The 24,947-nt window shown below is 60.4% G+C and carries 20 protein-coding genes, 4 pseudogenes and 1 riboswitch; of the genes and pseudogenes, 17 read left to right on the forward strand and 7 right to left on the reverse strand.

All coding sequences use genetic code 11. The features are described 5' to 3' along the window. Positions 1 to 9 precede the first annotated feature (9 nt). The 3 genes and pseudogenes from AAHB66_RS06665 to hutH all read left to right on the forward strand — a co-directional run bounded on the left by AAHB66_RS06665 (position 10) and on the right by hutH (position 4,076). Positions 10 to 744 (forward strand): histidine utilization repressor, encoded by a 735-nt coding sequence (locus tag AAHB66_RS06665; protein ID WP_347115600.1) that lies wholly within the window; start codon positions 10 to 12, stop codon positions 742 to 744. Positions 745 to 869: 125 nt separating this feature from the next. After that, a complete protein-coding gene (gene hutU / locus AAHB66_RS06670; protein WP_347115601.1) occupies positions 870 to 2,555 on the forward strand; it encodes a urocanate hydratase in 1,686 nt (561 codons plus the stop codon). Then, positions 2,555 to 4,076, forward strand: a pseudogene (gene hutH / locus AAHB66_RS06675) (histidine ammonia-lyase). The gene hutU and the pseudogene hutH overlap by 1 nt, the downstream one beginning before the upstream one ends. Before the next feature lie 113 nt (positions 4,077 to 4,189). On the opposite strand, the gene AAHB66_RS06680 reads toward hutH, so the two are convergent. Both AAHB66_RS06680 and bioA read right to left on the reverse strand, forming a co-directional pair. Then, entirely contained in the window at positions 4,190 to 4,666 is a 477-nt protein-coding gene (locus AAHB66_RS06680) for a kinase inhibitor (protein WP_347115602.1), read from the reverse strand. Between the two features lie 43 nt (positions 4,667 to 4,709). Further along, positions 4,710 to 6,017, reverse strand: coding sequence for an adenosylmethionine--8-amino-7-oxononanoate transaminase (gene bioA, locus AAHB66_RS06685; RefSeq protein ID WP_347116436.1), 1,308 nt, complete (start codon positions 6,015 to 6,017; stop codon positions 4,710 to 4,712). Positions 6,018 to 6,087: 70 nt separating this feature from the next. Here bioA and bioB point away from each other — a divergent pair, with 70 nt between their 5' ends. The 4 genes and pseudogenes from bioB to bioD all read left to right on the forward strand — a co-directional run bounded on the left by bioB (position 6,088) and on the right by bioD (position 9,740). Further along, positions 6,088 to 7,128: a biotin synthase BioB gene (gene bioB, locus AAHB66_RS06690; protein ID WP_337015954.1), complete on the forward strand. Its 1,041-nt coding sequence runs from the start codon at positions 6,088 to 6,090 to the stop codon at positions 7,126 to 7,128. Then, positions 7,125 to 8,283, forward strand: a pseudogene (gene bioF / locus AAHB66_RS06695) (8-amino-7-oxononanoate synthase). The gene bioB and the pseudogene bioF overlap by 4 nt, the downstream one beginning before the upstream one ends. Beyond that, positions 8,267 to 9,022, forward strand: coding sequence for a malonyl-ACP O-methyltransferase BioC (gene bioC / locus AAHB66_RS06700; RefSeq protein WP_347115603.1), 756 nt, complete (start codon positions 8,267 to 8,269; stop codon positions 9,020 to 9,022). Before bioF ends, bioC begins: the two are co-directional and overlap by 17 nt. After that, a complete protein-coding gene (bioD, locus tag AAHB66_RS06705) occupies positions 9,015 to 9,740 on the forward strand; it encodes a dethiobiotin synthase (protein ID WP_347115604.1) in 726 nt (241 codons plus the stop codon). The genes bioC and bioD overlap by 8 nt, the downstream gene beginning before the upstream one ends. Here bioD and AAHB66_RS06710 read toward each other — a convergent pair. After that, positions 9,679 to 10,388: pseudogene (locus AAHB66_RS06710) on the reverse strand (ATP-binding cassette domain-containing protein). The gene bioD and the pseudogene AAHB66_RS06710 overlap by 62 nt on opposite strands. A gap of 747 nt (positions 10,389 to 11,135) precedes the next feature. Between AAHB66_RS06710 and uvrB the strand changes: the two are divergent. Further along, positions 11,136 to 13,151 (forward strand): excinuclease ABC subunit UvrB, encoded by a 2,016-nt coding sequence (uvrB, locus tag AAHB66_RS06715; RefSeq protein WP_347115605.1) that lies wholly within the window; start codon positions 11,136 to 11,138, stop codon positions 13,149 to 13,151. 93 nt (positions 13,152 to 13,244) lie between these two features. Here uvrB and yvcK read toward each other — a convergent pair whose 3' ends face one another. Continuing rightward, positions 13,245 to 14,153, reverse strand: a complete 909-nt coding sequence (yvcK, locus tag AAHB66_RS06720; protein WP_347115606.1) for a uridine diphosphate-N-acetylglucosamine-binding protein YvcK — start codon at positions 14,151 to 14,153, stop codon at positions 13,245 to 13,247. A gap of 225 nt (positions 14,154 to 14,378) precedes the next feature. Continuing rightward, a riboswitch (molybdenum cofactor riboswitch) is annotated at positions 14,379 to 14,513 on the forward strand. Between yvcK and moaA the strand changes: the two genes are divergently transcribed. The 9 genes and pseudogenes from moaA to AAHB66_RS06765 all read left to right on the forward strand — a co-directional run bounded on the left by moaA (position 14,501) and on the right by AAHB66_RS06765 (position 21,686). Continuing rightward, the gene (gene moaA / locus AAHB66_RS06725; RefSeq protein ID WP_347115607.1) at positions 14,501 to 15,490 is read left to right on the forward strand and encodes a GTP 3',8-cyclase MoaA; all 990 of its coding nucleotides are present in this window, start codon (positions 14,501 to 14,503) and stop codon (positions 15,488 to 15,490) included. (Overlaps the previous riboswitch by 13 nt.) A gap of 19 nt (positions 15,491 to 15,509) precedes the next feature. After that, positions 15,510 to 16,022 carry a molybdenum cofactor biosynthesis protein B gene (gene moaB, locus AAHB66_RS06730; protein ID WP_347115608.1) on the forward strand — a complete coding sequence of 171 codons (513 nt, stop codon included), beginning with the start codon at positions 15,510 to 15,512 and terminating at the stop codon, positions 16,020 to 16,022. 3 nt (positions 16,023 to 16,025) lie between these two features. Then, the gene (gene moaC / locus AAHB66_RS06735; RefSeq protein ID WP_059308466.1) at positions 16,026 to 16,511 is read left to right on the forward strand and encodes a cyclic pyranopterin monophosphate synthase MoaC; all 486 of its coding nucleotides are present in this window, start codon (positions 16,026 to 16,028) and stop codon (positions 16,509 to 16,511) included. Further along, complete coding sequence (gene moaD, locus AAHB66_RS06740; RefSeq protein ID WP_347115609.1) at positions 16,504 to 16,749, forward strand: molybdopterin synthase sulfur carrier subunit; 246 nt, start codon at positions 16,504 to 16,506, stop codon at positions 16,747 to 16,749. Before moaC ends, moaD begins: the two co-directional genes overlap by 8 nt. Position 16,750: 1 nt before the next feature. Then, on the forward strand, positions 16,751 to 17,203 hold the full coding sequence (gene moaE, locus AAHB66_RS06745; protein ID WP_347115610.1) for a molybdopterin synthase catalytic subunit MoaE: 453 nt from the start codon (positions 16,751 to 16,753) through the stop codon (positions 17,201 to 17,203). A gap of 58 nt (positions 17,204 to 17,261) precedes the next feature. After that, positions 17,262 to 17,966, forward strand: coding sequence for a Bax inhibitor-1/YccA family protein (locus tag AAHB66_RS06750; RefSeq protein ID WP_347115611.1), 705 nt, complete (start codon positions 17,262 to 17,264; stop codon positions 17,964 to 17,966). Positions 17,967 to 18,317: 351 nt separating this feature from the next. After that, positions 18,318 to 20,679: pseudogene (gene vgrG / locus AAHB66_RS06755) on the forward strand (type VI secretion system tip protein VgrG). Further along, positions 20,642 to 20,812 (forward strand): hypothetical protein, encoded by a 171-nt coding sequence (locus AAHB66_RS06760; protein ID WP_347115612.1) that lies wholly within the window; start codon positions 20,642 to 20,644, stop codon positions 20,810 to 20,812. The pseudogene vgrG and the gene AAHB66_RS06760 overlap by 38 nt, the downstream one beginning before the upstream one ends. Next, positions 20,805 to 21,686 (forward strand): hypothetical protein, encoded by an 882-nt coding sequence (locus AAHB66_RS06765; RefSeq protein WP_347115613.1) that lies wholly within the window; start codon positions 20,805 to 20,807, stop codon positions 21,684 to 21,686. The genes AAHB66_RS06760 and AAHB66_RS06765 overlap by 8 nt, the downstream gene beginning before the upstream one ends. Positions 21,687 to 21,958: 272 nt before the next feature. Here AAHB66_RS06765 and AAHB66_RS06770 read toward each other — a convergent pair whose 3' ends face one another. From AAHB66_RS06770 to AAHB66_RS06780, 3 genes are read right to left on the reverse strand one after another with little or no spacing between them, the layout of a single operon-like run. Further along, the gene (locus AAHB66_RS06770; RefSeq protein ID WP_347115614.1) at positions 21,959 to 22,921 is read right to left on the reverse strand and encodes a YbhN family protein; all 963 of its coding nucleotides are present in this window, start codon (positions 22,919 to 22,921) and stop codon (positions 21,959 to 21,961) included. Next, positions 22,921 to 24,162: a cardiolipin synthase ClsB gene (clsB, locus tag AAHB66_RS06775; protein ID WP_347115615.1), complete on the reverse strand. Its 1,242-nt coding sequence runs from the start codon at positions 24,160 to 24,162 to the stop codon at positions 22,921 to 22,923. Before clsB ends, AAHB66_RS06770 begins: the two co-directional genes overlap by 1 nt. Then, positions 24,159 to 24,920: an endonuclease/exonuclease/phosphatase family protein gene (locus AAHB66_RS06780; protein ID WP_347115616.1), complete on the reverse strand. Its 762-nt coding sequence runs from the start codon at positions 24,918 to 24,920 to the stop codon at positions 24,159 to 24,161. Before AAHB66_RS06780 ends, clsB begins: the two co-directional genes overlap by 4 nt. Positions 24,921 to 24,947 lie beyond the last annotated feature (27 nt).

Raw genomic sequence — 24,947 nt, forward strand, 5'->3', positions numbered from 1 at the left:
GGAATTGCTATGTTCTCTCGCGCTCCGCAGCAGCAGGCTAATACGCCAGCCCCTTTCTATGAAAAGGTAAAACAGGCGATCAGCCATCAGATCGCCACCGGCGTCTGGCGTCCGCACGATCGCATCCCGTCCGAGGCAGAGCTGGTAGCACAGTTCGGCTTTAGCCGGATGACCATCAACCGCGCGCTGCGGGAGCTGACCGATGAGGGGCTGCTGGTGCGTCTGCAGGGGGTCGGCACCTTTGTGGCCGAGCCGAAAGGGCAGTCGGCGCTGTTTGAGATTCGCAGCATTGCTGATGAAATCGCCTCCCGCAACCATCAGCACCGCTGTGAAGTGCTGTTCCTTGAGGAGACGCAGGCCAGCGCCGCGCAGGCGGCGGCGTTGAACGTCAAAGAGGGCACCCGCATCTTCCACTCCCTGATGCTGCACTTTGAAAACGACATCCCGGTGCAGATCGAGGATCGCTGCCTCAATGCCGCGCTGGTGCCGGATTACCTGGAGCAGGACTACACCGCCACCACGCCCCATGCGTATCTGTCGCTGGTCGCACCGCTGACGGAAGGGGAGCATATCGTCGAGGCGGTACGCGCCACCCCGCAGGAGTGCGAACTGCTGCGCATTAAAGAGCACGATCCCTGCCTGCTGATTCACCGCCGCACCTGGTCAGCCTCGCATATTGTCTCTCACGCCAGACTGCTGTTCCCGGGCAACCGCTACCGGCTGCAGGGCCATTTCATGTCATAAGCCAAAAGCGTGATTGCTGACGCAATATAACAAAAATGTATCGTAATTGTTAAAACTGGCCTTGTGTGCACTTGTCTATACAAGTATATCTTAGTGTATATTCTGTCCCCAATGAGGAGCACACCATGTCGTCAGGCAAGTACCGCCAGCAAGAGATCCGCGCCCCACGTGGCACCCAGCTGAATGCCAAAAGCTGGCTCACCGAAGCCCCGCTGCGTATGTTAATGAACAACCTCGATCCCGACGTGGCGGAAAATCCTCACGAGCTGGTGGTGTATGGCGGGATTGGCCGCGCGGCGCGTAACTGGGAGTGCTATGACGCCATTGTTAACGCGCTCACCGAACTGGAAAACGACGAAACCCTGCTGGTGCAGTCCGGCAAACCGGTCGGTGTGTTTAAAACCCACGAAAATGCTCCGCGCGTGCTGATCGCTAACTCCAACCTGGTGCCGCACTGGGCCACCTGGGAACACTTCAACGAACTGGATGCGAAAGGGCTGGCGATGTATGGCCAGATGACCGCCGGGAGCTGGATCTACATCGGCAGCCAGGGCATTGTCCAGGGCACCTACGAGACCTTCGTCGAGGCCGGTCGTCAGCACTATAACGGCTCCCTGAAAGGCCGTTGGGTTCTCACCGCGGGCCTGGGCGGCATGGGCGGCGCACAGCCGCTGGCGGCCACTCTGGCGGGGGCCTGCTCCCTGAACATTGAGTGCCAGCAGAGCCGCATCGATTTCCGTCTGCGTACCCGCTACGTCGATGAGCAGGCCGATTCGCTCGACGACGCCCTGGCGCGCATTAACAAATACACCCAGCAGGGTAAAGCGGTCTCGATTGCCCTGTGCGGCAATGCGGCCGACATTGTGCCGGAACTGGTGGCGCGCGGCGTGCGTCCGGACCTGGTCACCGATCAGACCAGCGCCCACGATCCGCTGCACGGCTACCTGCCAAAAGGCTGGAGCTGGGAAGAGTACCAGCAGAAAGCGCAGCAGGATCCGGAAGGCACCGTGCTGGCGGCGAAGCGCTCGATGGCCGATCACGTTAATGCGATGCTGACCTTCAGCCAGCAGGGTGTTCCGACCTTCGATTATGGCAACAACATCCGCCAGATGGCGAAAGAGATGGGCGTGGCCAATGCCTTTGACTTCCCGGGCTTTGTTCCTGCCTATATCCGTCCGCTGTTCTGCCGCGGGATCGGCCCGTTCCGCTGGGTGGCGCTCTCAGGCGACCCGGACGATATCTACAAAACCGACGCCAAAGTGAAAGAGATTGTCGCCGATGATGAGCATCTGCATCACTGGCTGGATATGGCTCGCGAGCGCATCAGCTTCCAGGGACTGCCGGCGCGTATCTGCTGGGTAGGGCTGGAGTGGCGTCAGAAGCTGGGTCTGGCCTTTAACGAAATGGTCCGCAGCGGTGAAGTCTCCGCACCGATCGTTATCGGTCGTGACCATCTTGATTCGGGCTCGGTTGCCAGCCCGAACCGTGAAACCGAAGCCATGCAGGACGGCTCCGACGCGGTCTCCGACTGGCCGCTGCTGAACGCGCTGCTTAACACCGCCAGCGGCGCGACCTGGGTCTCGCTGCACCACGGCGGCGGGGTCGGGATGGGCTTCTCCCAGCATGCCGGGATGGTGATCGTCTGTGACGGCACCGATGAAGCCGCGGCCCGTATCGCCCGCGTGCTGCACAACGATCCGGCGACGGGCGTAATGCGCCATGCCGATGCCGGGTATGACATTGCCATCGACTGCGCGAAAGAGCAGGGCCTGAACCTGCCGATGATCACCGCTAAACAAGGAAAGCACTGATGAACGCTTTAACCCTGACGCCCGGTTCCCTGACCCTGGCCCAGCTGCGCCAGGTCTGGCGGCAGCCGCTACAGCTGACGCTTGATAAGACCGCCCACCAGGCCATCAACGACAGCGTCGCCTGCGTGGAAGCCATTGTCGCCGAAGGGCGCACCGCCTACGGGATCAACACCGGTTTTGGCCTGCTGGCGCAGACGCGCATCGCCACCCACGATCTGGAAAACCTGCAGCGTTCGCTGGTGCTGTCCCACTCGGCGGGCGTCGGTGAGCCGCTGGATGACGATATCGTACGCCTGATGATGGTGCTGAAAATCAACAGTCTGGCGCGCGGTTTCTCCGGTATCCGCCTGAGCGTGATTGAGGCGCTGATTGCCATGGTCAATGCCGGCGTCTACCCGTGGATCCCGGCCAAAGGCTCGGTCGGCGCGTCCGGCGACCTGGCCCCGCTGGCGCACATGTCCCTGACCCTGCTCGGCGAAGGCAAAGCCCGCTACCGTGGCGAATGGTTACCGGCCGCCACCGCTCTGCAAAAAGCGGGTCTGGCGCCGGTGACGCTGGCGGCGAAAGAGGGGCTGGCGCTGCTCAACGGCACTCAGGCCTCCACCGCCTTTGCCCTGCGCGGCCTGTTTGAAGGCGAAGACCTGTTTGCCTCGGCGGTGGTCTGCGGGGCGCTCACCACCGAAGCGGTGCTCGGCTCCCGCCGCCCGTTTGACGCGCGCATCCACGAGGTGCGCGGCCAGCGCGGACAGATCGACGCCGCGGCGCTGTTCCGTCACGTCCTGACCGACACCAGCGCCATTGCCGAGTCGCATCACAACTGCGACAAGGTGCAGGATCCGTACTCCCTGCGCTGTCAGCCGCAGGTGATGGGTGCCTGCCTGACCCAGCTGCGCCAGGCGGCAGAGGTGCTGCTGGTGGAATCCAACGCCGTTTCCGATAACCCGCTGGTGTTCGCTGCGGAGAACGAAGTGGTCTCCGGGGGGTAACTTCCACGCCGAACCGGTGGCGATGGCGGCGGATAATCTGGCCCTGGCGATTGCCGAAATCGGTGCGCTGTCGGAGCGTCGCATCGCGCTGATGATGGATAAACATATGTCCCAGCTGCCGCCGTTCCTGGTGCGCAACGGTGGCGTGAACTCCGGGTTTATGATTGCTCAGGTTACCGCCGCCGCGCTGGCGAGCGAGAACAAAGCCCTGTCGCACCCGCACAGCGTGGACAGTCTGCCGACCTCGGCGAACCAGGAAGATCATGTCTCGATGGCCCCGGCGGCAGGTCGCCGTTTGTGGGAGATGGCGGGCAACACCCGCGGGGTGCTGGCGGTAGAGTGGTTAGCGGCCTGCCAGGGCTGCGATCTGCGCGACGGTCTGACCTCCAGCCCGCTGCTGGAGCAGGCGCGGCATATCCTGCGCGAGCAGGTGGCGCACTATGATGACGACCGCTTCTTTGCTCCGGATATTGATGCAGCGATGGGGCTGCTGGATGAAGGCAGTCTGGTCCGGTTGTTACCTGCGTTCCTGTAAACAGAACGGCAAAACCGTAGGCCGGGTAAGGCGAAGCCGCCACCCGGCAAATGCCCGGCGGCGCTGCGCTTGCACGGGCCTACGGTTTTGGGCGGTTTTCAGGCCAGCTTTTTTTACGAATACATCGCCGTAATCGACGCGCTGCCCAGGGTGTGGAAATGGACGTTAAAGCCCACCATCGCGCCGCTCGCGTCTTCATCGACCTCGATTCTCTCCACGTCCAGCGCATGCACCGTAAAGATATAACGATGGGTTTCGCCTTTTGGCGGCGCCGCGCCGCCGTATCCCGCTTTACCAAAATCGGTGCGGGTCTCGACGGCCCCCTCCGGCAGCGCCACCAGCGAGGAGCCGGAGCCCTGCGGCAGCACGCGGGTATCGGCGGGAATATTGGCGACAATCCAGTGCCACCAGCCGGAGCCGGTAGGGGCGTCCGGGTCATAACAGGTCACGACAAAGCTTTTGGTGCCTGACGGCACCTCGTCCCACGCCAGATGCGGAGAGATGTTATCTCCCTCATACCCCATGCCGTTAAACACATGACGCAGCGGGAGTTTATCGCCGTCGCGCAGATCCTTACTGATGAGTTTCATACCGTTTCTCCGTAATAAGCTCTGCCAGAAGTGTAACGCAAAACTAGAGCCTGAAGTGCACGGGTTCCTGTACCGCATCCACCACCGCCCGGGTTAGCCTGCTGAGCTGGTCCGGGCTTATCACATACGGCGGCATCAGATAGATTAACTTGCCGAACGGCCGCACCCAGACGCCGCGCGCCACAAAGAAGCGCTGCAGTTCCGCCATGTTCACCGGATGGGTTATTTCGACGACGCCGATAGCCCCCAACACCCGCACGTCCGCGACAAACTCTGATTCCTGCGCCGCCGCCAGCTCCTCTTTCAGTTGGGCTTCGATGGCGGCCACCTGAGCCTGCCACTCACCGCTCTCCAGCAGGGCGAGGCTCTCGCTGGCGACCGCACAGGCCAGCGGGTTGCCCATAAAGGTCGGGCCGTGCATAAAGCAGCCTGCTTCGCCGTTGCTGATAGTCTCCGCCACATGGCGGGTAGTGAGGGTGGCGGAGAGGGTCATGGTGCCCCCGGTCAGCGCTTTGCCGAGGCAGAGAATGTCCGGCGTAATGCCCGCGTGCTCGCAGGCGAACAGCTTGCCGGTACGCCCGAAGCCGGTCGCGATCTCGTCGGCAATCAGCAGGATGCCCTCGCGGTCGCACATCCTGCGGATGCGCTTCAGCCACTCGGGATGGTACATGCGCATCCCGCCCGCGCCCTGCACGACGGGCTCGAGGATCACCGCCGCAATCTCGTGGCGATGAGCGGCCATCAGGCGGGCAAAGCCGACCATGTCCATCTCATCCCACTCGCCGTCAAAGCGGCTCTGCGGCGCCGGGGCAAACAGGTTTTCCGGCAGATAGCCTTTCCACAGGCTGTGCATCGAGTTGTCGGGATCGCACACCGACATCGCCCCGAAGGTGTCGCCGTGGTAGCCGTTGCGGAAGGTGATAAACCGCTGGCGGCTTTCGCCCTTCGCGTGCCAGTACTGCAGCGCCATTTTCATCGCCACTTCCACCGCCACCGAGCCGGAATCGGCCAGGAATACGCACTCCAGCGCCTCGGGGGTCATCGCCACCAGCCGACGGCAGAGATCCACCGCCGGTTGATGGGTAATGCCGCCAAACATGACGTGCGACATGCGGTCAATCTGCGCTTTCATCGCCGCGTTCAGCCGGGGGTGATTGTAGCCATGAATGGCTGCCCACCAGGAGGACATGCCGTCCACCAGCTGTTCGCCGCTGGCCAGCGTCAGCTCGCAGCCGTGCGCTTCCGTCACCGGATACACCGGCAGGGGTTGGGTCATGGAGGTGTAGGGATGCCAGATGTGTTGCCGATCGAAGGCGAGATCGTCCGTTGTCATAATCGACTTGTAAACCATTTTGAAAACATTTAGGTTTACAAGCATAACCCGAACCCATCCTGAACAAAACCCCTTTTGGAGATGCCCCATGGCTCACCAGACTCGCTGGACACTGTCGCAAGTCACTGCATTATTTGAAAAACCCCTGCTGGAACTGCTGTTTGAAGCGCAGCAGATCCACCGTCAGCATTTCGACCCGCAGCAGGTGCAGGTCAGCACCCTGCTGTCGATCAAGACCGGGGCCTGCCCGGAAGACTGTAAATACTGCCCGCAAAGCGCGCGCTACAAAACCGGCCTCGAATCCGAGCGCCTGATGGAAGTGGAGCAGGTGCTGGAGTCGGCGCGCCAGGCGAAAAATGCCGGTTCGACCCGCTTCTGCATGGGCGCGGCCTGGAAAAACCCGCACGAGCGCGACATGCCGTATCTCGAGCAGATGGTGCAGGGCGTGAAGGCGATGGGCCTCGAAGCCTGTATGACCCTCGGCACGCTGGACGACACCCAGGCTCAGCGCCTGGCCTCGGCGGGGCTGGATTACTACAACCACAACCTCGACACCTCCCCGGAGTTCTACGGCAACATCATCACCACCCGCACCTACCAGGAGCGTCTGGACACGCTGGACAAAGTGCGCGAGGCGGGCATTAAGGTCTGCTCGGGCGGGATTGTCGGCTTAGGCGAAACGGTCACCGATCGCGCCGGTCTGCTGCTGCAGCTGGCGAACCTGCCAACCCCGCCGGAGAGCGTGCCGATCAACATGCTGGTGAAGGTGAAAGGCACCCCGCTGGCCGATAACGACGACGTCGACGCCTTTGACTTTATCCGCACCATCGCGGTGGCGCGGGTGATGATGCCGACCTCGTATGTACGCCTCTCGGCGGGCCGCGAGCAGATGAACGAGCAGACTCAGGCGATGTGCTTTATGGCCGGGGCTAACTCCATCTTCTACGGCTGCAAGCTGCTCACCACCCCGAACCCGGAAGAGGACAAAGACGTCCAGCTGTTCCGCAAGCTGGGGCTCAACCCGCAGCAGACGGCGGTGCTGACCGGTGATAACGAGCAGCAGCACCAGCTCGAACAGCAGCTTTTCAACGCCGATACCGACCAGTTCTACAACGCGGCAACGGTATGACCTGGCAACAACGCATTGATGCCGCCCTCGACGCACGCCGGGCGGCAGACGCCCTGCGGGTACGCACCCCGGTGGAGAACGGCGCCGGGCGCTTTCTCACCCGCGAGCAACGGCGGTACTGCAACTTCTCCGGCAATGACTATCTCGGCCTGAGCCAGCATCCCGCCATCATCCGTGCCTGGCAACAGGGCGCGGAGCAGTACGGCGTGGGCAGCGGTGGCTCCGGCCACGTCAGCGGTTACACTCACGCGCATCAGGCGCTGGAGGAGCACCTTGCCGGGTGGCTCGGCTACCCCCCGGGCGCTGCTGTTTATCTCCGGTTTTGCCGCCAATCAGGCGCTGATTGCCGCCCTGACCGGCAAAGAGGATCGCATCGTGGCCGACCGCTTAAGTCACGCCTCCCTGCTGGAAGCCGCCAGCCACAGCCCGGCCCAGCTCAGGCGCTTCGCCCATAACGATGTTGCCCAACTGGCCTCGCTGCTGGATAAACCCTGCGCCGGGCAACAGCTGGTGGTGACCGAAGGGATCTTCAGCATGGACGGCGACAGCGCCCCGCTGGACGATATCCATGCGGCGACCCGGCGGCAGGGCAGCTGGCTGCTGGTGGACGATGCCCACGGCATCGGCGTCACCGGTCCAGAAGGGCGCGGAAGCGCTGCCAGCCAGGGCATCAAACCCGAGCTGCTGGTGGTGACCTTTGGCAAAGGCGTTGGCGTCAGCGGGGCGGCGGTGCTGTGCAGCGACTCTGTCGCCGACTACCTGCTGCAGTTCGCCCGCCATCTGATCTACAGCACCAGCATGCCTCCTGCCCAGGCGGTGGCGCTGCTGGCGGCCTTTAACCTGATTCGCAGCGACGAAGGCGAAGCGCGTCGCCAGCGGCTGGCTGCTTTGATCGACCAGTTCCGCGCGGGCGTGCGCGATCTGCCGATGGCGATCACCGCCTCGCAGAGCGCCATTCAGCCGCTGATCGTCGGCGAAAACGCGCGGGCCCTGCATCTGGCGCAAACCCTCAGAGAGCAGGGGATCTGGGTGACCGCCATTCGTCCGCCCACCGTACCGGCGGGCACGGCGCGCCTGCGCCTGACCCTGACGGCGGCGCATGAACCGGAAGATATCACCGCGTTACTGGAGGCGCTGCATGCCGCAAGTGAATAAACAGGCGATTGCCGCCGCCTTTGGTCGGGCGGCGCACAGCTACTCACGCCACGACGCACTCCAGCGGCAAAGTGCCGACGGGCTGCGGGCCCTGCTCGCAGAGAACACCTTCGCCAGCGTGCTGGACGCCGGCTGCGGCCCGGGAAGCAACAGCCTGGCATGGCGCCAGGCCGGGAGCGTGGTGACGGCGATGGATCTCTGCGCTCCGATGCTGGAGGAAGCACGCCGCAACCAGGCGGCCGACCGCTATCTGCAGGCCGATATCGAAGCCATTCCGCTGGCCGATGCGCAGTTCAGCCTGGTCTGGAGCCATCTGGCGGTGCAGTGGTGCGCCAGCCTGCCGCAGGCGCTGTCCGAGCTGTACCGGGTGACGCAGCCGGGAGGCAAGGTGGCCTTCACCACGCTGCTCAACGGCTCGCTGCCGGAGCTGAATCAGGCCTGGCAGGCGGTGGACACCCAGCCGCACGCCAACCGCTTCCTGAGCGGGCAGCAGGTGAACGACGCTTTGTCCGGCTGGCAGTACCGCTGTGCGGTGCAGACCGTCACCCTGCTGTTTGACGATGCGCTCAGCGCCATGCAGTCCCTGAAGGGGATCGGCGCCACCCATCTGCACGCCGGGCGGGCCGACAGGCCCTTAACGCGCGGCCAGCTGCAGCAGCTGGCGCAGGCCTGGCCGCAGCAGGCGGGGAAATTCCCGCTCTCCTATCAACTTTTTCATGGAATTATCGAACGTGACTGAACGTTATTTTGTCACCGGCACCGACACCGAGGTCGGTAAAACCGTCGCCAGCACCGCCCTGTTACAGGCGGCACGGGCCCTGGGCCGTAATACCGCCGGATACAAACCGGTGGCGTCCGGCAGCGAGATGACTGCGCTGGGGCTGCGCAACAGCGATGCGCTGGCGTTACAGCGCAACAGCAGCGTGACGCTGAGCTACCCGACGGTGAACCCTTACACCTTCGCGGAGCCGACATCGCCGCACATCATCAGCGCCGACGAGCAGCGCCCGATCCTGTTCAGCACGCTCTCCGCCGGGTTACGCACCCTGGAGAGCCGTGCCGACTGGGTGCTGGTGGAAGGGGCGGGCGGCTGGTTCACGCCGCTGTCGCAGGAGCAGACCTTCGCCGACTGGGTGATGGCCGAGCGTCTGCCGGTGATCCTGGTGGTGGGGGTGAAGCTGGGCTGTATCAACCACGCGATGCTGACCGCGCAGGCGATTCAGCAGGCGGGGCTGCATTTTGCCGGCTGGGTGGCGAACGGGGTCGTACCGCCCGGTAAACGCCATGCCGAGTACATGGCGACGCTGCAGCGCGTGCTGCCTGCACCGCTGTTGGGCGAGATCCCGTGGCTGGGCGACGCGGCTGACACCGCGGCAGTCGGGCAGTATCTGTCTCTTACTGCGCTGACGCCGTCGGCCCCATCCAGTGGGCAATCAGCGGGTCATCCAGCTCGCTGACCCGGCCCTGAGCCACATTTCGCCCGCGGTAAAGCAGGCAAAAGCGATCCGCCACCCGACGGATCAGGGAGAGGTGCTGCTCCGCCAGCAGCACCGATAACCCCAGCTCCCGGTTGAACCTGAGCAGCAGCTGCGCCAGCTTGAGAGTAAACAGCTGGCCGGTGCCGCGGCTGGGCTCGTCGAGGATCAGCAGACGAGGGCGAGTCACCAGCGCGTTAGCCAGTGCCAGCTGGTACTGCTGATCGTCATTAAGGCCCGAGGCACGCTGCTGGCGCAGCGGGTAAAGCTCCGGAAAGAACTCAAATACGTCGCGGCTCACCGTTCCCCCCCGCGATGCCTTTCGCCATCCGCGCAATATGCAAATTCTCATCAACCGTCAGCTGCGAAAAGATCCGCCTGTCCTGCGGTACAAAGCTGATGCCCGCCCCGGCCTGCTGTAAATCGCAGGGGGGAAGCACCGGCGTCATGCCAGACCATGGTGCCGCTGGCGATGGGCAGCAGGCCGGCAATGCAGTTCACAAGGGTGGTTTTTCCCATCCCGGGCAGCCCGAGAACGCCGGTGCAGACGCCGGGAGGGAGATCGAGGTCAACGTTCCACAGGGTGTGGCGATCCCCGTAATACTGGTTTACGGCGCGCAGGCTTAACATGTTGTTGCTCCTTTTCAGGCATCGGTGTCCCCTGATACTCTGCAAGACTCTTGCCACTGCCCGGAAAACGGCGCTTAAACCTTCTTTTTTCGGATTAGGTTCAAAAAACAGCCAGACGACGAGAAGATAATGCACTGCATCGGTGCCCCGTATGATGCGCCTGGTGCAGGTACTATTTTGGTTAAAATGTGAGCAACTCCGCACCAATTCGTTCGCTGTTTTTTGTCATAAGATCGCCATAATTAGGCGATAAAAATTTTTTACCGCCGCGCTGGGGGTAAAAACCGGGAACGGGCCGAGTCACGTTCCGTATGGGCTGGAGGCAGTTATCCACTATTCCTGTGGATAACCATGTGCATTAGAGTTAGAAAACACACGGTAAGCGAGAAAATACGCGGCCTGCGCCTGAATTGCTGCGAAACGCGTCTTTTAGAAAACTTTTTTTGCAGATCAACGCGTTAAATAAAAGCAATCATTGTCATCAAAGTGTCAATTGGATGGGGTAAAGACCGGCGCCTCGCCTTGACAAATGTTAAAAAACAAAAAATTCTGGGGATAACCCACCCCTGATGGAATTTTATCCCGCCGCAGCCGAAATTTTGCGCAGCTTTGCTTGATTCCCACTGGTGATGGCACAAAATGGCGCATATGTTACTGGTTTTATATCCAGTATAATTTACTGGCAAAAATAGCCATCAGGAGTAAAATTACACACCTGCCGTATTAATCATCATCAGGTCGCCGTTCATGAGTAAACCGTTCAAACTGAATTCCGCTTTCCGTCCTTCTGGCGATCAGCCCGAAGCGATTCGCCGTCTGAAAGAGGGGCTGGAGGATGGGCTTGCACACCAGACGCTGCTGGGGGTGACCGGTTCGGGTAAAACCTTTACCGTCGCCAACGTGATCGCCGATCTGCAGCGCCCGACAATGGTGCTCGCACCCAACAAAACCCTGGCCGCACAGCTGTACGGCGAGATGAAAGAGTTCTTCCCCGATAACGCGGTGGAGTATTTCGTCTCGTACTACGACTACTATCAGCCAGAAGCCTACGTTCCCAGCTCCGATACCTTTATCGAAAAGGACGCCTCGGTGAACGAGCATATCGAGCAGATGCGTCTGTCCGCGACCAAAGCCCTGCTCGAGCGCCGTGACGTGGTGGTGGTGGCCTCGGTATCAGCCATTTACGGCCTCGGCGATCCCGATCTCTACCTGAAGATGATGCTGCACCTGACCCAGGGGATGATTATCGATCAGCGCGCCATCCTGCGACGTCTGGCGGAGCTGCAGTACACCCGCAACGATCAGGCGTTCCAGCGCGGTACCTTCCGCGTTCGCGGGGAAGTTATCGACATCTTCCCGGCGGAGTCGGACGACTTCGCCCTGCGCGTGGAGCTGTTCGATGAAGAGGTGGAGCGGCTGTCGCTGTTTGACCCGCTTACCGGCCACGTGGAGTCGATTATTCCGCGCTTCACCGTCTACCCGAAAACCCACTACGTGACCCCGCGCGAGCGCATCGTGCAGGCGATGGAAGATATCAAAGTCGAACTGGCGGATCGCCGCAAAACGCTGCTGGATAACAACAAGCTGCTGGAAGAGCAGCGCATCAGCCAGCGTACCCAGTTCGATCTCGAGATGATGAACGAGCTCGGCTACTGCTCCGGTATCGAAAACTACTCGCGCTATCTCTCCGGCCGCGGGCCGGGCGAGGCACCGCCAACCCTGTTTGACTACCTGCCGGCGGATGGCCTGCTGGTGGTGGACGAATCTCACGTGACCATCCCGCAGATTGGCGGGATGTATCGCGGCGACCGGGCGCGTAAAGAGACCCTGGTGGAGTACGGCTTCCGCCTGCCGTCCGCGCTGGATAACCGTCCGATGAAGTTCGAAGAGTTTGAGGCGCTGGCACCGCAAACCATTTACGTTTCCGCGACGCCGGGCAACTACGAGCTGGAGAAATCCGGCGACGAAGTGGTGGATCAGGTGGTACGTCCGACCGGCCTGCTGGATCCGATTATCGAAGTGCGTCCGGTTGCCACCCAGGTGGACGACCTGCTGTCTGAGATCCGCGCCAGGGCGGCCATCAACGAGCGCGTGCTGGTCACCACCCTGACCAAACGCATGGCGGAAGACCTGACCGAATACCTCGAGGAGCACGGCGAGAAGGTGCGCTATCTGCACTCGGATATCGACACCGTAGAGCGTATGGAGATCATCCGCGACCTGCGCCTGGGCGAGTTCGACGTGCTGGTGGGGATCAACCTGCTGCGAGAAGGGCTGGATATGCCGGAAGTGTCGCTGGTGGCGATTCTGGACGCCGATAAAGAGGGCTTCCTGCGCTCCGAGCGATCGCTGATCCAGACCATCGGTCGTGCGGCGCGTAACGTGAACGGTAAGGCGATTCTCTATGGCGATAAGATCACCCCGTCGATGGCGAAAGCGATCGGCGAAACCGAACGCCGCCGCGAGAAGCAGCAGGCTTACAACGAAGAGCACGGCATCACGCCGCAGGGTCTGAACAAGAAGGTGGTGGATATCCTGGCACTCGGCCAGAACATCGCCAAAACCAAAGCCAAGGGACGCGGCAAGTCGCGCTCACCGGTGGAGGCCGATACCGTTGCCCTGACGCCGAAAGCGCTGCAGCAGAAAATTCACGAACTGGAAGGGCAGATGATGCAGCACGCGCAGAATCTGGAGTTCGAAGAGGCCGCGCAGATCCGCGACCAGCTGCACCAGCTGCGGGATCTGTTTATCGCGGCATCGTAATAAAAGCAAAACGGCAACATAGTTGCCGTTTTTAGTGTTTGCACCCTCTCCCTGTGGGAGAGGGCCGGGGTGAGGGCACCAGACCGCACCAACCTAACCCAACGCCTGCACCGCCTTCTCCAGCGCTACGCGCAGTAAATGCCGGTCATGGCGGTACTTAATGTCGCTCGCCTCGAGCGGCTCCTGCACTACCACCCGACCTTCCATACCTGACACATCAGCATTAGGCCCGACCACCACTGCATCAATAATCTTCTTCCCGACGTACTGCTCCATCAACGCCAGCTTAGCGGCCAGCGAAAGCCCGGCGGCGGCAGGGCTAAGCTCGCGGCCCAGGTTACCGATGTAAACCACGGGAGCGGGCGTCCGGCGCAGCGCCTGGGCCAGATCCTTGATCAGCAGCAGCGGCATCAGGCTGGTGTAAAAACTGCCCGGGCCGACCAGAATTAAATCTGCTTCACCAATGGCTTCTACCGCTTCACGGGTCGCCGGAACGCTGGGGTAGAGCATCAGCTCTTTTGGCGGCAGGTCCAGCTGATCGATATTCACTTCGCCATACACTTCATGGTCGTTGCTGTCGATGGCCATCAAATCGACCGGAAGTTCGGACATCGGAATCAAAAAGGCATCCACTTTGAGCAGGTTGCGGATTAAATTGATCGCCTCCAGAGGCCGCACGCTGAGGTGATCCAGCGCCTTTAACATCAGATTTCCGAGGTTATGCCCCGAAAGTTCGCCATTACCGCCAAAACGATACTCAAACATCGCGGAAGCGACGCTGGGTTCGGTGATGAGCTGATTGAGACAGTTGCGCATGTCACCCCAGGCGATACCCCCTTCGGAGCGGCGAATTCGCCCCGTTGAGCCGCCGTTATCGGTGGTGGTAACGATCCCGGTGAGCCGTGAGCCAAGCGATGACAAGGAGGACATCACCCGGCCCAGTCCGTGGCCTCCGCCGAGAGCCACGACGCGGTCGAGATCCGCAAAAGTGCGATTGCGCATAGAAATTCCTTAGTAAGACGAACACCTTAACAGTAACTCAACTACCCCTAAATGACGATGCTTCGCCCGGGGCAAAATGACATATATCAATGCAAGAATGTGATAATGACGTATTCTGGAACGAAATGGCACGAACATGTCGATATATACAAGTTTATATAGCGAAACACGAGAATAGCGAAACTGCTATTAACACGCTACTATCGGCATAACCACGTTTTCTTAATCGAAAACATACACTCTAGCCTTTGCGCCTGTGTCGACAGATATGGTGCTCTGGCCGTGGCGGTTTCGCCACCAGGGTACAGAAAGAAATGACTGTGCCTCCCGTATCAGGAAAGGTGTACATGGCTTCACAACTTACCGATTCATTCGCGCGTAAGTTTTTTTACCTGCGTTTGTCTATTACCGATGTGTGCAATTTCCGTTGCACCTACTGCCTGCCGGACGGCTACAAACCCGGCGGCATCACCAATAACGGCTTTCTCTCCGTGGACGAAGTGCGCCGCGTGACGCGTGCGTTTGCCGCCATGGGCACAGAAAAGGTCCGTCTTACCGGCGGTGAACCTTCGCTGCGCCGGGACTTCACCGACATCATCGCCGCTGTACGTGAAAACGACGCCATCCGCCAGATTGCAGTCACCACCAACGGCTATCGTCTGGCGCGCGACGTTGCCGGGTGGCGTGACGCCGGGTTAACGGCGATTAACGTCAGCGTCGACAGTCTGGATGCCCGCCAGTTTCACGCCATCACCGGCCAGGATAAATTCCACCAGGTGATGGAGGGCATCGACGCGGCCTTTGCGGCCGGCTTCGACAAGGTGAAGGTCAACACCGTGCTGATGCGCGATGTGAACCATCATCAGCTGGACACCTTCCTGGCATGGATCAAACCTCGCCGCATTCAACTGCGCTTTATCGAACTGATGGAAACCGGCGAGGGCAGCGACCTGTTCTCCCGTCATCACATCTCCGGCATGGTGCTGCGCGATGAACTGCTCAAACGCGGCTGGATCCATCAGCTTCGCCAGCGCAGCGACGGCCCGGCGCAGGTCTTTTGCCACCCCGACTACGAAGGGGAGATCGGGCTTATCATGCCGTACGAAAAAGACTTCTGCGCCAGCTGCAACCGCCTGCGCGTCTCGTCGGTGGGCAAGCTGCACCTGTGCCTGTTTGGCGACGGCGGCGTCGACCTGCGCGATCTGCTGGCCGATGACGCCCAGCAGGCTGCGCTGGAAGGGCGCATTTCTGAGGCGCTGATGCACAAAAAACAGACCCATTTCCTGCATCAGGGCAACACCGGGATCACCCAGAACCTGTCCTACATAGGCGGGTAATCGCAAAAGGAACCAGAAGATGAGTCAGGTAAGCGCTGAATTTATCCCGACGCGTATTGCTATCCTTACCGTTTCCGAACGCCGTGGCGAAGAGGACGACACCTCCGGCCACTGGCTGCGCGAGGCAGCCCACGAGGCGGGGCATCAGATCGTCGATAAGGCCATCGTTAAAGAGAACCGCTACGCTATTCGCGCGGAAGTGTCGCGCTGGGTAGCCAGCGACGATGTGCAGGTGGTGCTGATCACCGGCGGCACCGGCTTTACCGCCGGCGATCAGGCTCCGGAAGCGCTGCTGCCACTGTTCGATCGCGAGATCGAAGGCTTCGGAGAGGTGTTCCGCATGCTCTCGTTTGAAGAGATCGGCACTTCCACCCTGCAGTCGCGCGCCGTGGCCGGTATCGCCAACAACACGGTGATTTTTGCCATGCCGGGCTCCACTAAGGCGTGCCGCACCGCGTGGGAAAATATCATTGCCCCGCAGCTGGATGCCCGCACCCGTCCGTGTAATTTCCATCCTCATCTTAAGAAGTAAGCTATGTCGCAACTGACCCACATCAACGCCGCTGGCGAAGCGCATATGGTGGATGTCTCCGCCAAGGCCGAAACCGTGCGTGAGGCGCGCGCGGAAGCGTTCGTCACCATGCTCCCTGAAACCCTGGCAATGATCATTGACGGCAGCCACCACAAAGGCGACGTCTTCGCTACCGCGCGGATCGCCGGGATCCAGGCGGCGAAACGCACCTGGGATCTTATCCCGCTGTGCCATCCGCTGATGCTCAGCAAAGTGGAAGTTAACCTGCGGGCCGAGCCGGAGCATAACCGGGTTCGCATCGAGTCACTGTGCCGCCTGACGGGGAAAACCGGGGTGGAGATGGAAGCCTTAACCGCCGCGTCCGTGGCGGCGTTGACCATCTACGACATGTGCAAAGCGGTGCAGAAAGATATGGTTATCGGCCCGGTTCGCCTGCTGGCGAAAAGCGGCGGTAAATCAGGTGATTTCAGGGCGGAAGAGAATGATTAAGGTACTGTTTTTTGCGCAGGTGCGCGAGCTGGTCAATACCGACAGCCTGACGCTGGATACAGAGTTCGACACCGTGGAGGCGCTGCGGGCGCATCTGGCGGCGCAGAGCGACCGCTGGGCGCTGGCGCTGGACGCAGGCAAACTGCTGGCGGCGGTAAACCAGACGCTGGTGGAGTTCACCCATCCGGTCAAACCGGGCGATGAGGTGGCCTTTTTCCCACCGGTGACCGGGGGTTGAGATGACTGAGACCAAAATTGTTGTCGATCGGGCGCGTTTCAACGTCGGCACGGAGTACGGCTGGCTGGCGGAGCGCGACGAAGACGGGGCGGTAGTCACCTTCACCGGCAAAGTGCGCAACCATAATCTGGGCGACAGCGTGAAGGCCCTGACGCTAGAACACTACCCCGGCATGACCGAAAAGGCGCTGGCGGAGATCGTCGTTCAAGCGCGCGAGCGCTGGCCGCTCGGCCGGGTGACGGTGATCCACCGCATCGGGGAGATGTGGCCCGGGGAAGAGATCGTTTTTGTTGGCGTCACCAGCGCCCATCGCGGCAGCGCCTTTGCCGCGGGTGAATTTATTATGGATTATCTGAAAACCCGCGCCCCGTTCTGGAAGCGCGAAGCCACCCCGGAAGGGGATCGCTGGGTGGAGTCCCGCGACAGCGATAAGGAAGCCGCCAGCCGCTGGTAGCCGGATTGCCGGGATGTGTTAGTCTATAACAGTGTGTCCACTTAAAAAGGAGTGCGTTATGGACAGATTTCCCCGTTCCGATTCCATCGTGCAGACCCGTAGCGGCCTGCAAACCTATATGGCGCAGGTCTATGGCTGGATGACCTGCGGATTGCTGCTTACCGCTTTTGTCGCCTGGTTTTCAGCAAACACGCCTGCCGTGATGATGTTTGTCTTCTCCAGCAAAATTACCTTCTTTGGTCTGATTATCGCCCAGCTGGCGCTGGTGTTTGTCCTGTCCGGGATGGTGCATAAGCTCAGCGCGGGGATGGCGACCACGCTGTTCATGCTCTATTCGGCGCTCACCGGCCTGACGCTCTCCAGTATCTTCATCGTCTACACCTACTCCTCGATTGCCAGCACCTTCGTGGTGGCAGGCGGGATGTTTGGCGCGATGAGTCTCTACGGCTACACCACCAAACGCGATCTGAGCGGCTTTGGCAACATGCTGTTTATGGCGTTGATTGGGATCGTGCTGGCCTCGCTGGTGAACTTCTGGCTGAAGAGCGAAGCGCTGATGTGGGCGGTGACCTATATCGGGGTGATTGTGTTTGTCGGCCTGACGGCCTACGACACGCAGAAGCTGAAAAATATCGGGGAGCAGATCGACGTGCGCGACAGCTCTAACCTGCGCAAATACTCGATTCTCGGGGCGCTGACGCTCTATCTGGACTTCATCAACCTGTTCCTGATGCTGCTGCGCATCTTCGGCAACCGGCGTTAACTGTGATGCCCGGCGGCGCGTTGCTTGCCGGGCCTACAAGGGATATCTCACTTTCAACTATGGGGTGTACGGTCCGGTGACATCATGAACACTTGTTCGGGGACATAGTAGACACCTACAACTAAGGCATAAGAACCCCCTGTTATGGAGTCGCTTATGTCGTGGGATGCGAGAGATACCATGTCATTACGTACCGAATTTTTATTGTTCGCCTCGCAGGCGCTGCAAAAAGCGGTCAGCATTTGAGATTCCTCCGCAATTTTCAGAATTTGACTCCTGTTCCAGCCATTTACAGCTTACCCCCGCCGTGCAACCATCGCTCATTAACCCCATGTTAATTGAGTCTTTGTTATGGATAACTGGCTGGCGCTTTTCGACGGACAGACCCGCCACACCCTCCGGATTACCGGCTCCGCCGTCACCCCCGACGTGCTGCGCTTCAGCGGTAGGGAGGCTCTGAGCGAGCCGTTCCGCTGGGAAATCGACTTCACCACCCCGCAGGATAATATCGCCCCGCAGGATGTGCTGATGAAACACGCCACCCTGCATATGCACAGCGGGAAGGCGGTGCACGGCATCATCACCCGTCTGGAGTGGATTTCCACTACTGCCGACCAGTCGCATTACCAGGTGGTGCTCAGTTCCCGTCTGGCGCTGCTCAGATGCACCCGTCAGTGCCGCCTCTTTCAGAACCTGTCGGTGCCGGAGGTGGTGGAGCAGGTGCTGCGCGGCCACAGTCTGGAAGGCGCGGATTTTGACTTCCGCCTGGAGCGCACTTACCCGGCGCGGGAGCTTATTACCCAGTGGCGGGAGACGGACCTGGAATTTATTCAGCGCATACTTTCAGAGGTCGGGATTTTCTGGCGCATGGAGATGGACGAAGCGCGCGGTCTGGAGGCGGTGATTTTCGCCGACAGTCAGCTGAACTACCGCTTTGACGTCCGCCTACCGTACCGCGAGCCGTCAGGACTGTACGACGGGGCACAGGAGTCGGTGTGGGACGTGCACACCCGGTATAAGGTGGTGCCGGGCATGGTCAGCACACGGGACTACAACTACCGTACTGCCAGTATGCCGATGGATGCGTCCGTCTTCGTGCGCAGTGAGGCGATGACCACCGGGGAGTACTACCGCTACGCGGAGCCGTACCGGGAGGCCGGCAATGACAGTGACCCGGAGCCAGAAACTGAGTCCGGTGCCTTTTATGCCCGTCTCCACCTTGAGCGGGAGTTGAACGCCTCGGTCCATATTCACCTTGAGAGTAACGCCGCCTGCCTGCTGCCCGGTCAGGTGCTGGAGCCGCAGGGGGGAGGTGATTCGCGCGCTTAAGGAAGGGATAGTCATCACTACCGTGGAGTACCACGCCGCCCGCGACACCCGCCTGCATGTGTCCGTCGACGGGATGCCGTATACCGAACGTTACTGCTTCCGCCCGGCGGAAACCGAACGCCCGGAAGTGCATGGCACCCTCCCGGCGCGGGTTGAAAGCCGGGAAAAGAATGACATCTACGCGCATCTGGATGAGCAGGGTCGCTACCGCGTCAGGCTGGACTTTGACCGGGATGCTGCTGAGCAGGGATTTGCATACCTGTGGCTGCGGATGGCGAAGCCGTATACCGGTGAAACATACGGCTGGCACACCCCGCTTCTCGACGGTGCTGAAGTCGTCATCGCGTACAGCAGCGGCGACATTGACCTGCCGTATATCTCCCACGCCCTGCATGATTCTGAGCACCCGGACCATGTCGCCCGCGACAACCACACCCGCAACGTGCTGCGCACGCCCGCGAACAACAAGATGCGGATGGAAGACCAGCGCGGCGAGGAGCATATCAAGCTCGCCACGGAATACGGCAAAACGCAGCTGAATACCGGGCATCTGGTGGATGCACAGGAGAAACCTCGTGGAAAGGGATTTGAGCTCAGAACCGATGAATATGGCGTAATTCGCGTCGCAAAAGGGCTGTTTATCACCGCTGACGGGCAACAGAAGGCTGCGGGCGAGGTGCTGGATATGGATACCGCCCTGAAGGAAATCGACATCTGCCTGCAACAGCTTCAGCAGCTTGAGGTGGCGGCAGAGCAGGCGCAGGCGCTGAAAGCCGACATTGACAGCCAGATACAGATGTTTGAAAAGCGCCTGAAACCGCTGAATGAAACCCTGCTGTTCTCCGCGCCGGAAGGGGTGGCGCTGACCAGCGGGGAACATATGCAGATGACGGCTGCGAAGAATGTCGCCATTAACGCCGGAGGCGATATCAGCACCGGCGTGATGGGGAACATGACGGCGCTGGCGGGGGAGAAACTGGGTCTGTTTGCAAGAACGGGGCAACTGAGCCTGAAAGCCAGTGAAGGCCCGGTGGAGATACAGGCGCAGAACGGGAAAATGCAGCTGTATGCGGAGAAGAAGCTCGCCCTGACGTCGGTGAGCGATATCTCATTTACCGGGAAGAAGCGCATCACGCTCATCGGCGGCGGAAGCTATCTGCGGCTCGAAGCCGGGAAAATCGAGTACGGCACCCTGGGGACCTACCTGCGCCGGACAAAAAGGACAATGGCGGCGGCCCCGGCCACCATGCCGCTACCCATTCCGCTTCTCCCGGGTCAGTATCCGCCGCTTAGTGGCACAATATGTATCGAGTGCCTCCTCAATGCCATCAGAGCCAACGACGCTATTGTTCAGGGAGCTTATCGTCTTTACCGGCCTGTTTGACTGCTCGCGACGCACATCGGCCAGCAACAACAACGGCGTGGATTACTTTATCTCGGCGTTTGGCGGGCCGATAAAAGGGATTAGCGTGTTGCTGGGGGACAAGTCCATCGACCAGGACACCCCCCTTGCCTGAGGCGGTAAAGAAAAGCCTACATCTGGTTGCCGCCCATGAAACCCGCGTCTGGCGCTGCCTGTACCGCACCGGCAATAACCCGGCGCATAAGGAAGAACTCTATCCCGGATGCGCGGAGGACATCGGCGGGGGCCTGAAACCGGACGAACAGAAACCCAGTGCGGAACTCTGCCGCGTGGCGCTCCACAGAATGTACCGTGAGGCGACCATGGCGGGCGTGCCTTTCCCTGATTTTCAGTCACTCGATAAAACAGATACGGATGTGGCTGCTTATTTCACCGTCCAGGACAATGTCAAAAACCAGTCCGTCCTGCAGTGGGCAAAGGCGTACCAGAGCGCTCTGCCCTTTTCCGCATTAAGCACCGCATGCCAGAACCGTCATCTGGACAGCTATATCGACTGGCTGGGCCGTCAGTACTATCAGTACCGCACGGAATGCATGAAATACGAAAAGCAGCGCGGCGATACGCTGGCCTCTGCTGGCGCATCAGTAGGGTTTGCAGGCATTACTCAGGAGGCGAAAGAGACCGCCGGGCAGTACGCCACTGAACTGTCTGTGTTACAGCAAAACTGGGGCTGGCTTGATGACGTGAAGGATGCCGCCATCAGAATGCGAAACAGTATGGAACAGGACCCCATGGACAGGCGCAGGGATATCGTACCGAATGTGTATGGGCCGGCGCTGTGGCGTGCGAAGCGATTTCTGGATTATTTCCATGCGGCGCACCTCGGTAAGCCCCAGCCATTTCCCATAGATGCTGCACCGCCAGAAATGTACGCATGGTTTGTACACGACCTGCAAACCGTTGAAAAAGGAGCGGGTATCTCCCAGGACTTTTTTGTGATTCGCTCAATGGAGATGTCTGAGGCCTGATGAGGACTACTCGCGACAGAATTTGAGATTCCTCCGCTACTGCCGTTCTAAGACAGCCGTCGCAGGCAGCTCAGGCTCGGCGACGCCAGCAGAATGACCGCCAGCGTCAGCTGGACGAAGCTCGACATCGCCTTGAAGATGATGAGCGTCGTTTAGTGGATGATAACGCTCGGCGATAACATCCGGTCTTATGCCCTTTCTCTGGCCCTTATGTCTTGATCTTCTCCACCTCGCAGATAAGATCAAGACATAAGGGCTGGGGTGAGGGGATATCACTTCGCCATCTGCTGCTCGTTTTTGGCCCGCAGCTTCTTCGCCCGGCTCTCCAGCACCAGATAACAGACCGTTGCCAGCCCCAGCGGCAGGAAGTAATAGAGCATACGATAGGCCAGCAGGGCGGCGATAATGGTGCCGTGGGAGACATGCTCCCCCGCCAGCAGGGCGATAAACACCGCTTCCAGCACGCCGATCCCGGCCGGAATATGCACAATCACCCCGGCAATACTGCTCACCAGCAGCACCCCCAGCACGAAGAAGTAGTTCACGTCCTCGCCCATCAGCAGCCAGATGATTGCCCCCATCGCCATCCAGTTACCGGCTGAAATAGCCATCTGCGCCACTGCAAAGCGCCAGGAGGGGAGGACCAGCTTTTGCTTTTTGATGGTCACATGGCGCCGCTTCGCAAACGCGCAGGCCCACAGATAGACGGCGATCACCAGCAGCAGTACCACGCCGAGAATGCGCAGCGTCGTCTGGTCGATGTACCAGTGGTCGGGCAGCTGCACCACGCCCGCGGTGAAGATCACCCCGCCCAGCAGGATATAACCCAGCCAGTTGGTGGTGATGCTCAGGGAGAAGATGCGGGTGATGGTACTGCTGGGCAGCCCCAGGCGGGAGTAAAGCCGGTAGCGCATCCCGATGCCGCCAACCCAGGTGCTCAGGGTCAGGTTAAAGGCATAGCAGATAAACGACACCAGCATAACCTGGCGCTTGGCCAGCTTATGCCCGCAGTAGCGCCGCCCGAGCAGATCGTAACAGCCATACAGCAGATAGCTCAGCACCACCAGCGCGATCGCGCTCAGCAGCGACACACGGTCATAGTCACGAATCACCTTCCAGACTTCAGTCCAGTCGACCTTTTTCGCGTAAACCACCAGCAGCACCGCAACGGCAATAAAAAATACCCAGGTAAGGATCTTTTTTGCCAGACGCCAGCGCGAATGTTTTTTGCTCATCAGGGTTTTACTCCCGTGTTACCTGCCTCGACCCGATCCTGGGTCTCCATCTCGGGCTGCACCGGGGGCGGCACCTGCGCCAGCTTGGGCGTATGGGCCGGCAGCCAGCCCACCAGGGCCGGGAAATGACGCAGGAAGTGGAACACCACCACGCTTTTACCCAGATTCCACCAGGTGCGTTTCGGCACCATCGACTCATCCACCCGCACGCAATCCTCGGCGATGATGGTGGAAAGATTTTCGCGCAGGGTCTGGTTAAACTGGCGATCGTGAATAATCAGGTTGGCCTCCAGGTTCAGCGACAGGCTGAGGGGATCGAGGTTGCTGGAGCCGACGGTCACCCAGTGATCGTCCATCAGCGCCACCTTGCCGTGCAGCGGACGGCGGCGGTATTCGTAAATCTCCACGCCGCCTTTCACCAGATAGTTGTACAGCAGGCGCGCGCCCACCGTGACAATCGGCATATCCGGCTCGCCCTGCACAATCAGCTTCACCCGCACGCCGCGCCGCGACGCATTGCGCATGGCGTGCAGCAGACGATAGCCGGGGAAGAAATAGGCGTTGGCGATAATCACTTCGCGCCGGGCGTTGGCCAGCATCTTCAGATAGTGCCGCTCAATATCGTCCCGGTGCTCTTCGTTATCGCGCCAGACAAACAGCGCCTGGGCCTCGCCCGGCGTCCTGTTCTCCTCGGCGCGATGACGCCGCTTCCACCAGCGACGCACTGCGGCTTTGCCGGGCAGGTTTTCCACGACAAACTGCAAAATATCCTGCACCACCGGGCCTTCGACCTGGACGGCATAATCCTGTTTGGCTTCCGGACCGTAGTCCGACATATGTTCAGCCGAGTAGTTAATCCCGCCGACAAAGGCCACCTGCTCATCCACCACCACAATTTTACGGTGCATACGGCGGAAGACGTTGGTGCGCATGCCGAGCAGGGGCGGGCGCGGATCGTAGTAACGGAATACCACGCCTGCTGCGGTGAGTTCCCCGACGAAGTCGTCGTCGAGATCGGGGGAGCCGTAGCCGTCGAGCAGCACTTCGATATGCACGCCGCGCTGGGCCGCGCGCAGAATAACGGCATGCAGCTTGCGGCCTACGCTGTCATCGAACCAGATGAAGGTCTCGAGGAGCACCCGGCTTTGGGCCTTATCGATGGCGGCAAACACCGCCGGGTAATATTGATCGCCATTTTCCAGCAGCTTAATGCGGTTGCCGCTTTGCCATGAACATTTCATAGATGAATCTCCGCACTTAACGGCGCATGGTCGGAAAGGTGACGCCAGTTACTCAGCGCCAGCGCGGTTGGGCTGCTGGCATGGGCATTTTTGACATAGATACGATCGAGACGCAGCAGCGGGAACCTGACCGGGAAGGTGCGGGCAGGCCTGCCGTGCGCGAGGGTGAATACCTCCTCCAGCCCGGCCTCCGCCTTCAGCGGATGGCTGGCGCGTTGACGCCAGTCGTTAAAGTCTCCGGCCACGACCACTGGATCCCCTTCCGGCAGGGCGTTGACCCATTCGGCCATCATCTGCAGCTGCGCCTGGCGGTGTGCCTCGCGCAGGCCAAGGTGAACCGAGGCTACATGCAGCGGCATGGCCAGCTCCGGCACGGCAATCCGGCAGTAGAGCAGCCCGCGTTTTTCGCTCTCGCCAACCGACACATCGTGATTTTCGTAGTGTTCGATGGGATAGCGGGAGAGGATCGCATTGCCGTGATGCCCTTCGGGATAAACGGCGTTGCGCCCGTAGGCGTAATCGCTCCACATGGTGTCAGCAAGAAATTCGTAGTGGCTGGTATCGGGCCAGTTCTCCACGTGCAGCGGGTGCACTTCGTGCGCGCCCATCACTTCCTGCAGGCAGACGACATCCGCGCTGACGGTACGTACGGCGTCGCGCAGTTCGGGCAGAATGAAACGGCGATTAAACGCCGCGAATCCTTTATGAATGTTGATCGTTAAGACTTTAAGCGAAAAATGCCGGGTTTGTTGGGCCATACACTCCTTCCCGCGTCACTATCCTGA

The sequence above is a fragment of the Leclercia sp. S52 genome, assembly GCF_039727615.1.
Lineage (GTDB): Bacteria > Pseudomonadota > Gammaproteobacteria > Enterobacterales > Enterobacteriaceae > Enterobacter > Enterobacter adecarboxylatus_B.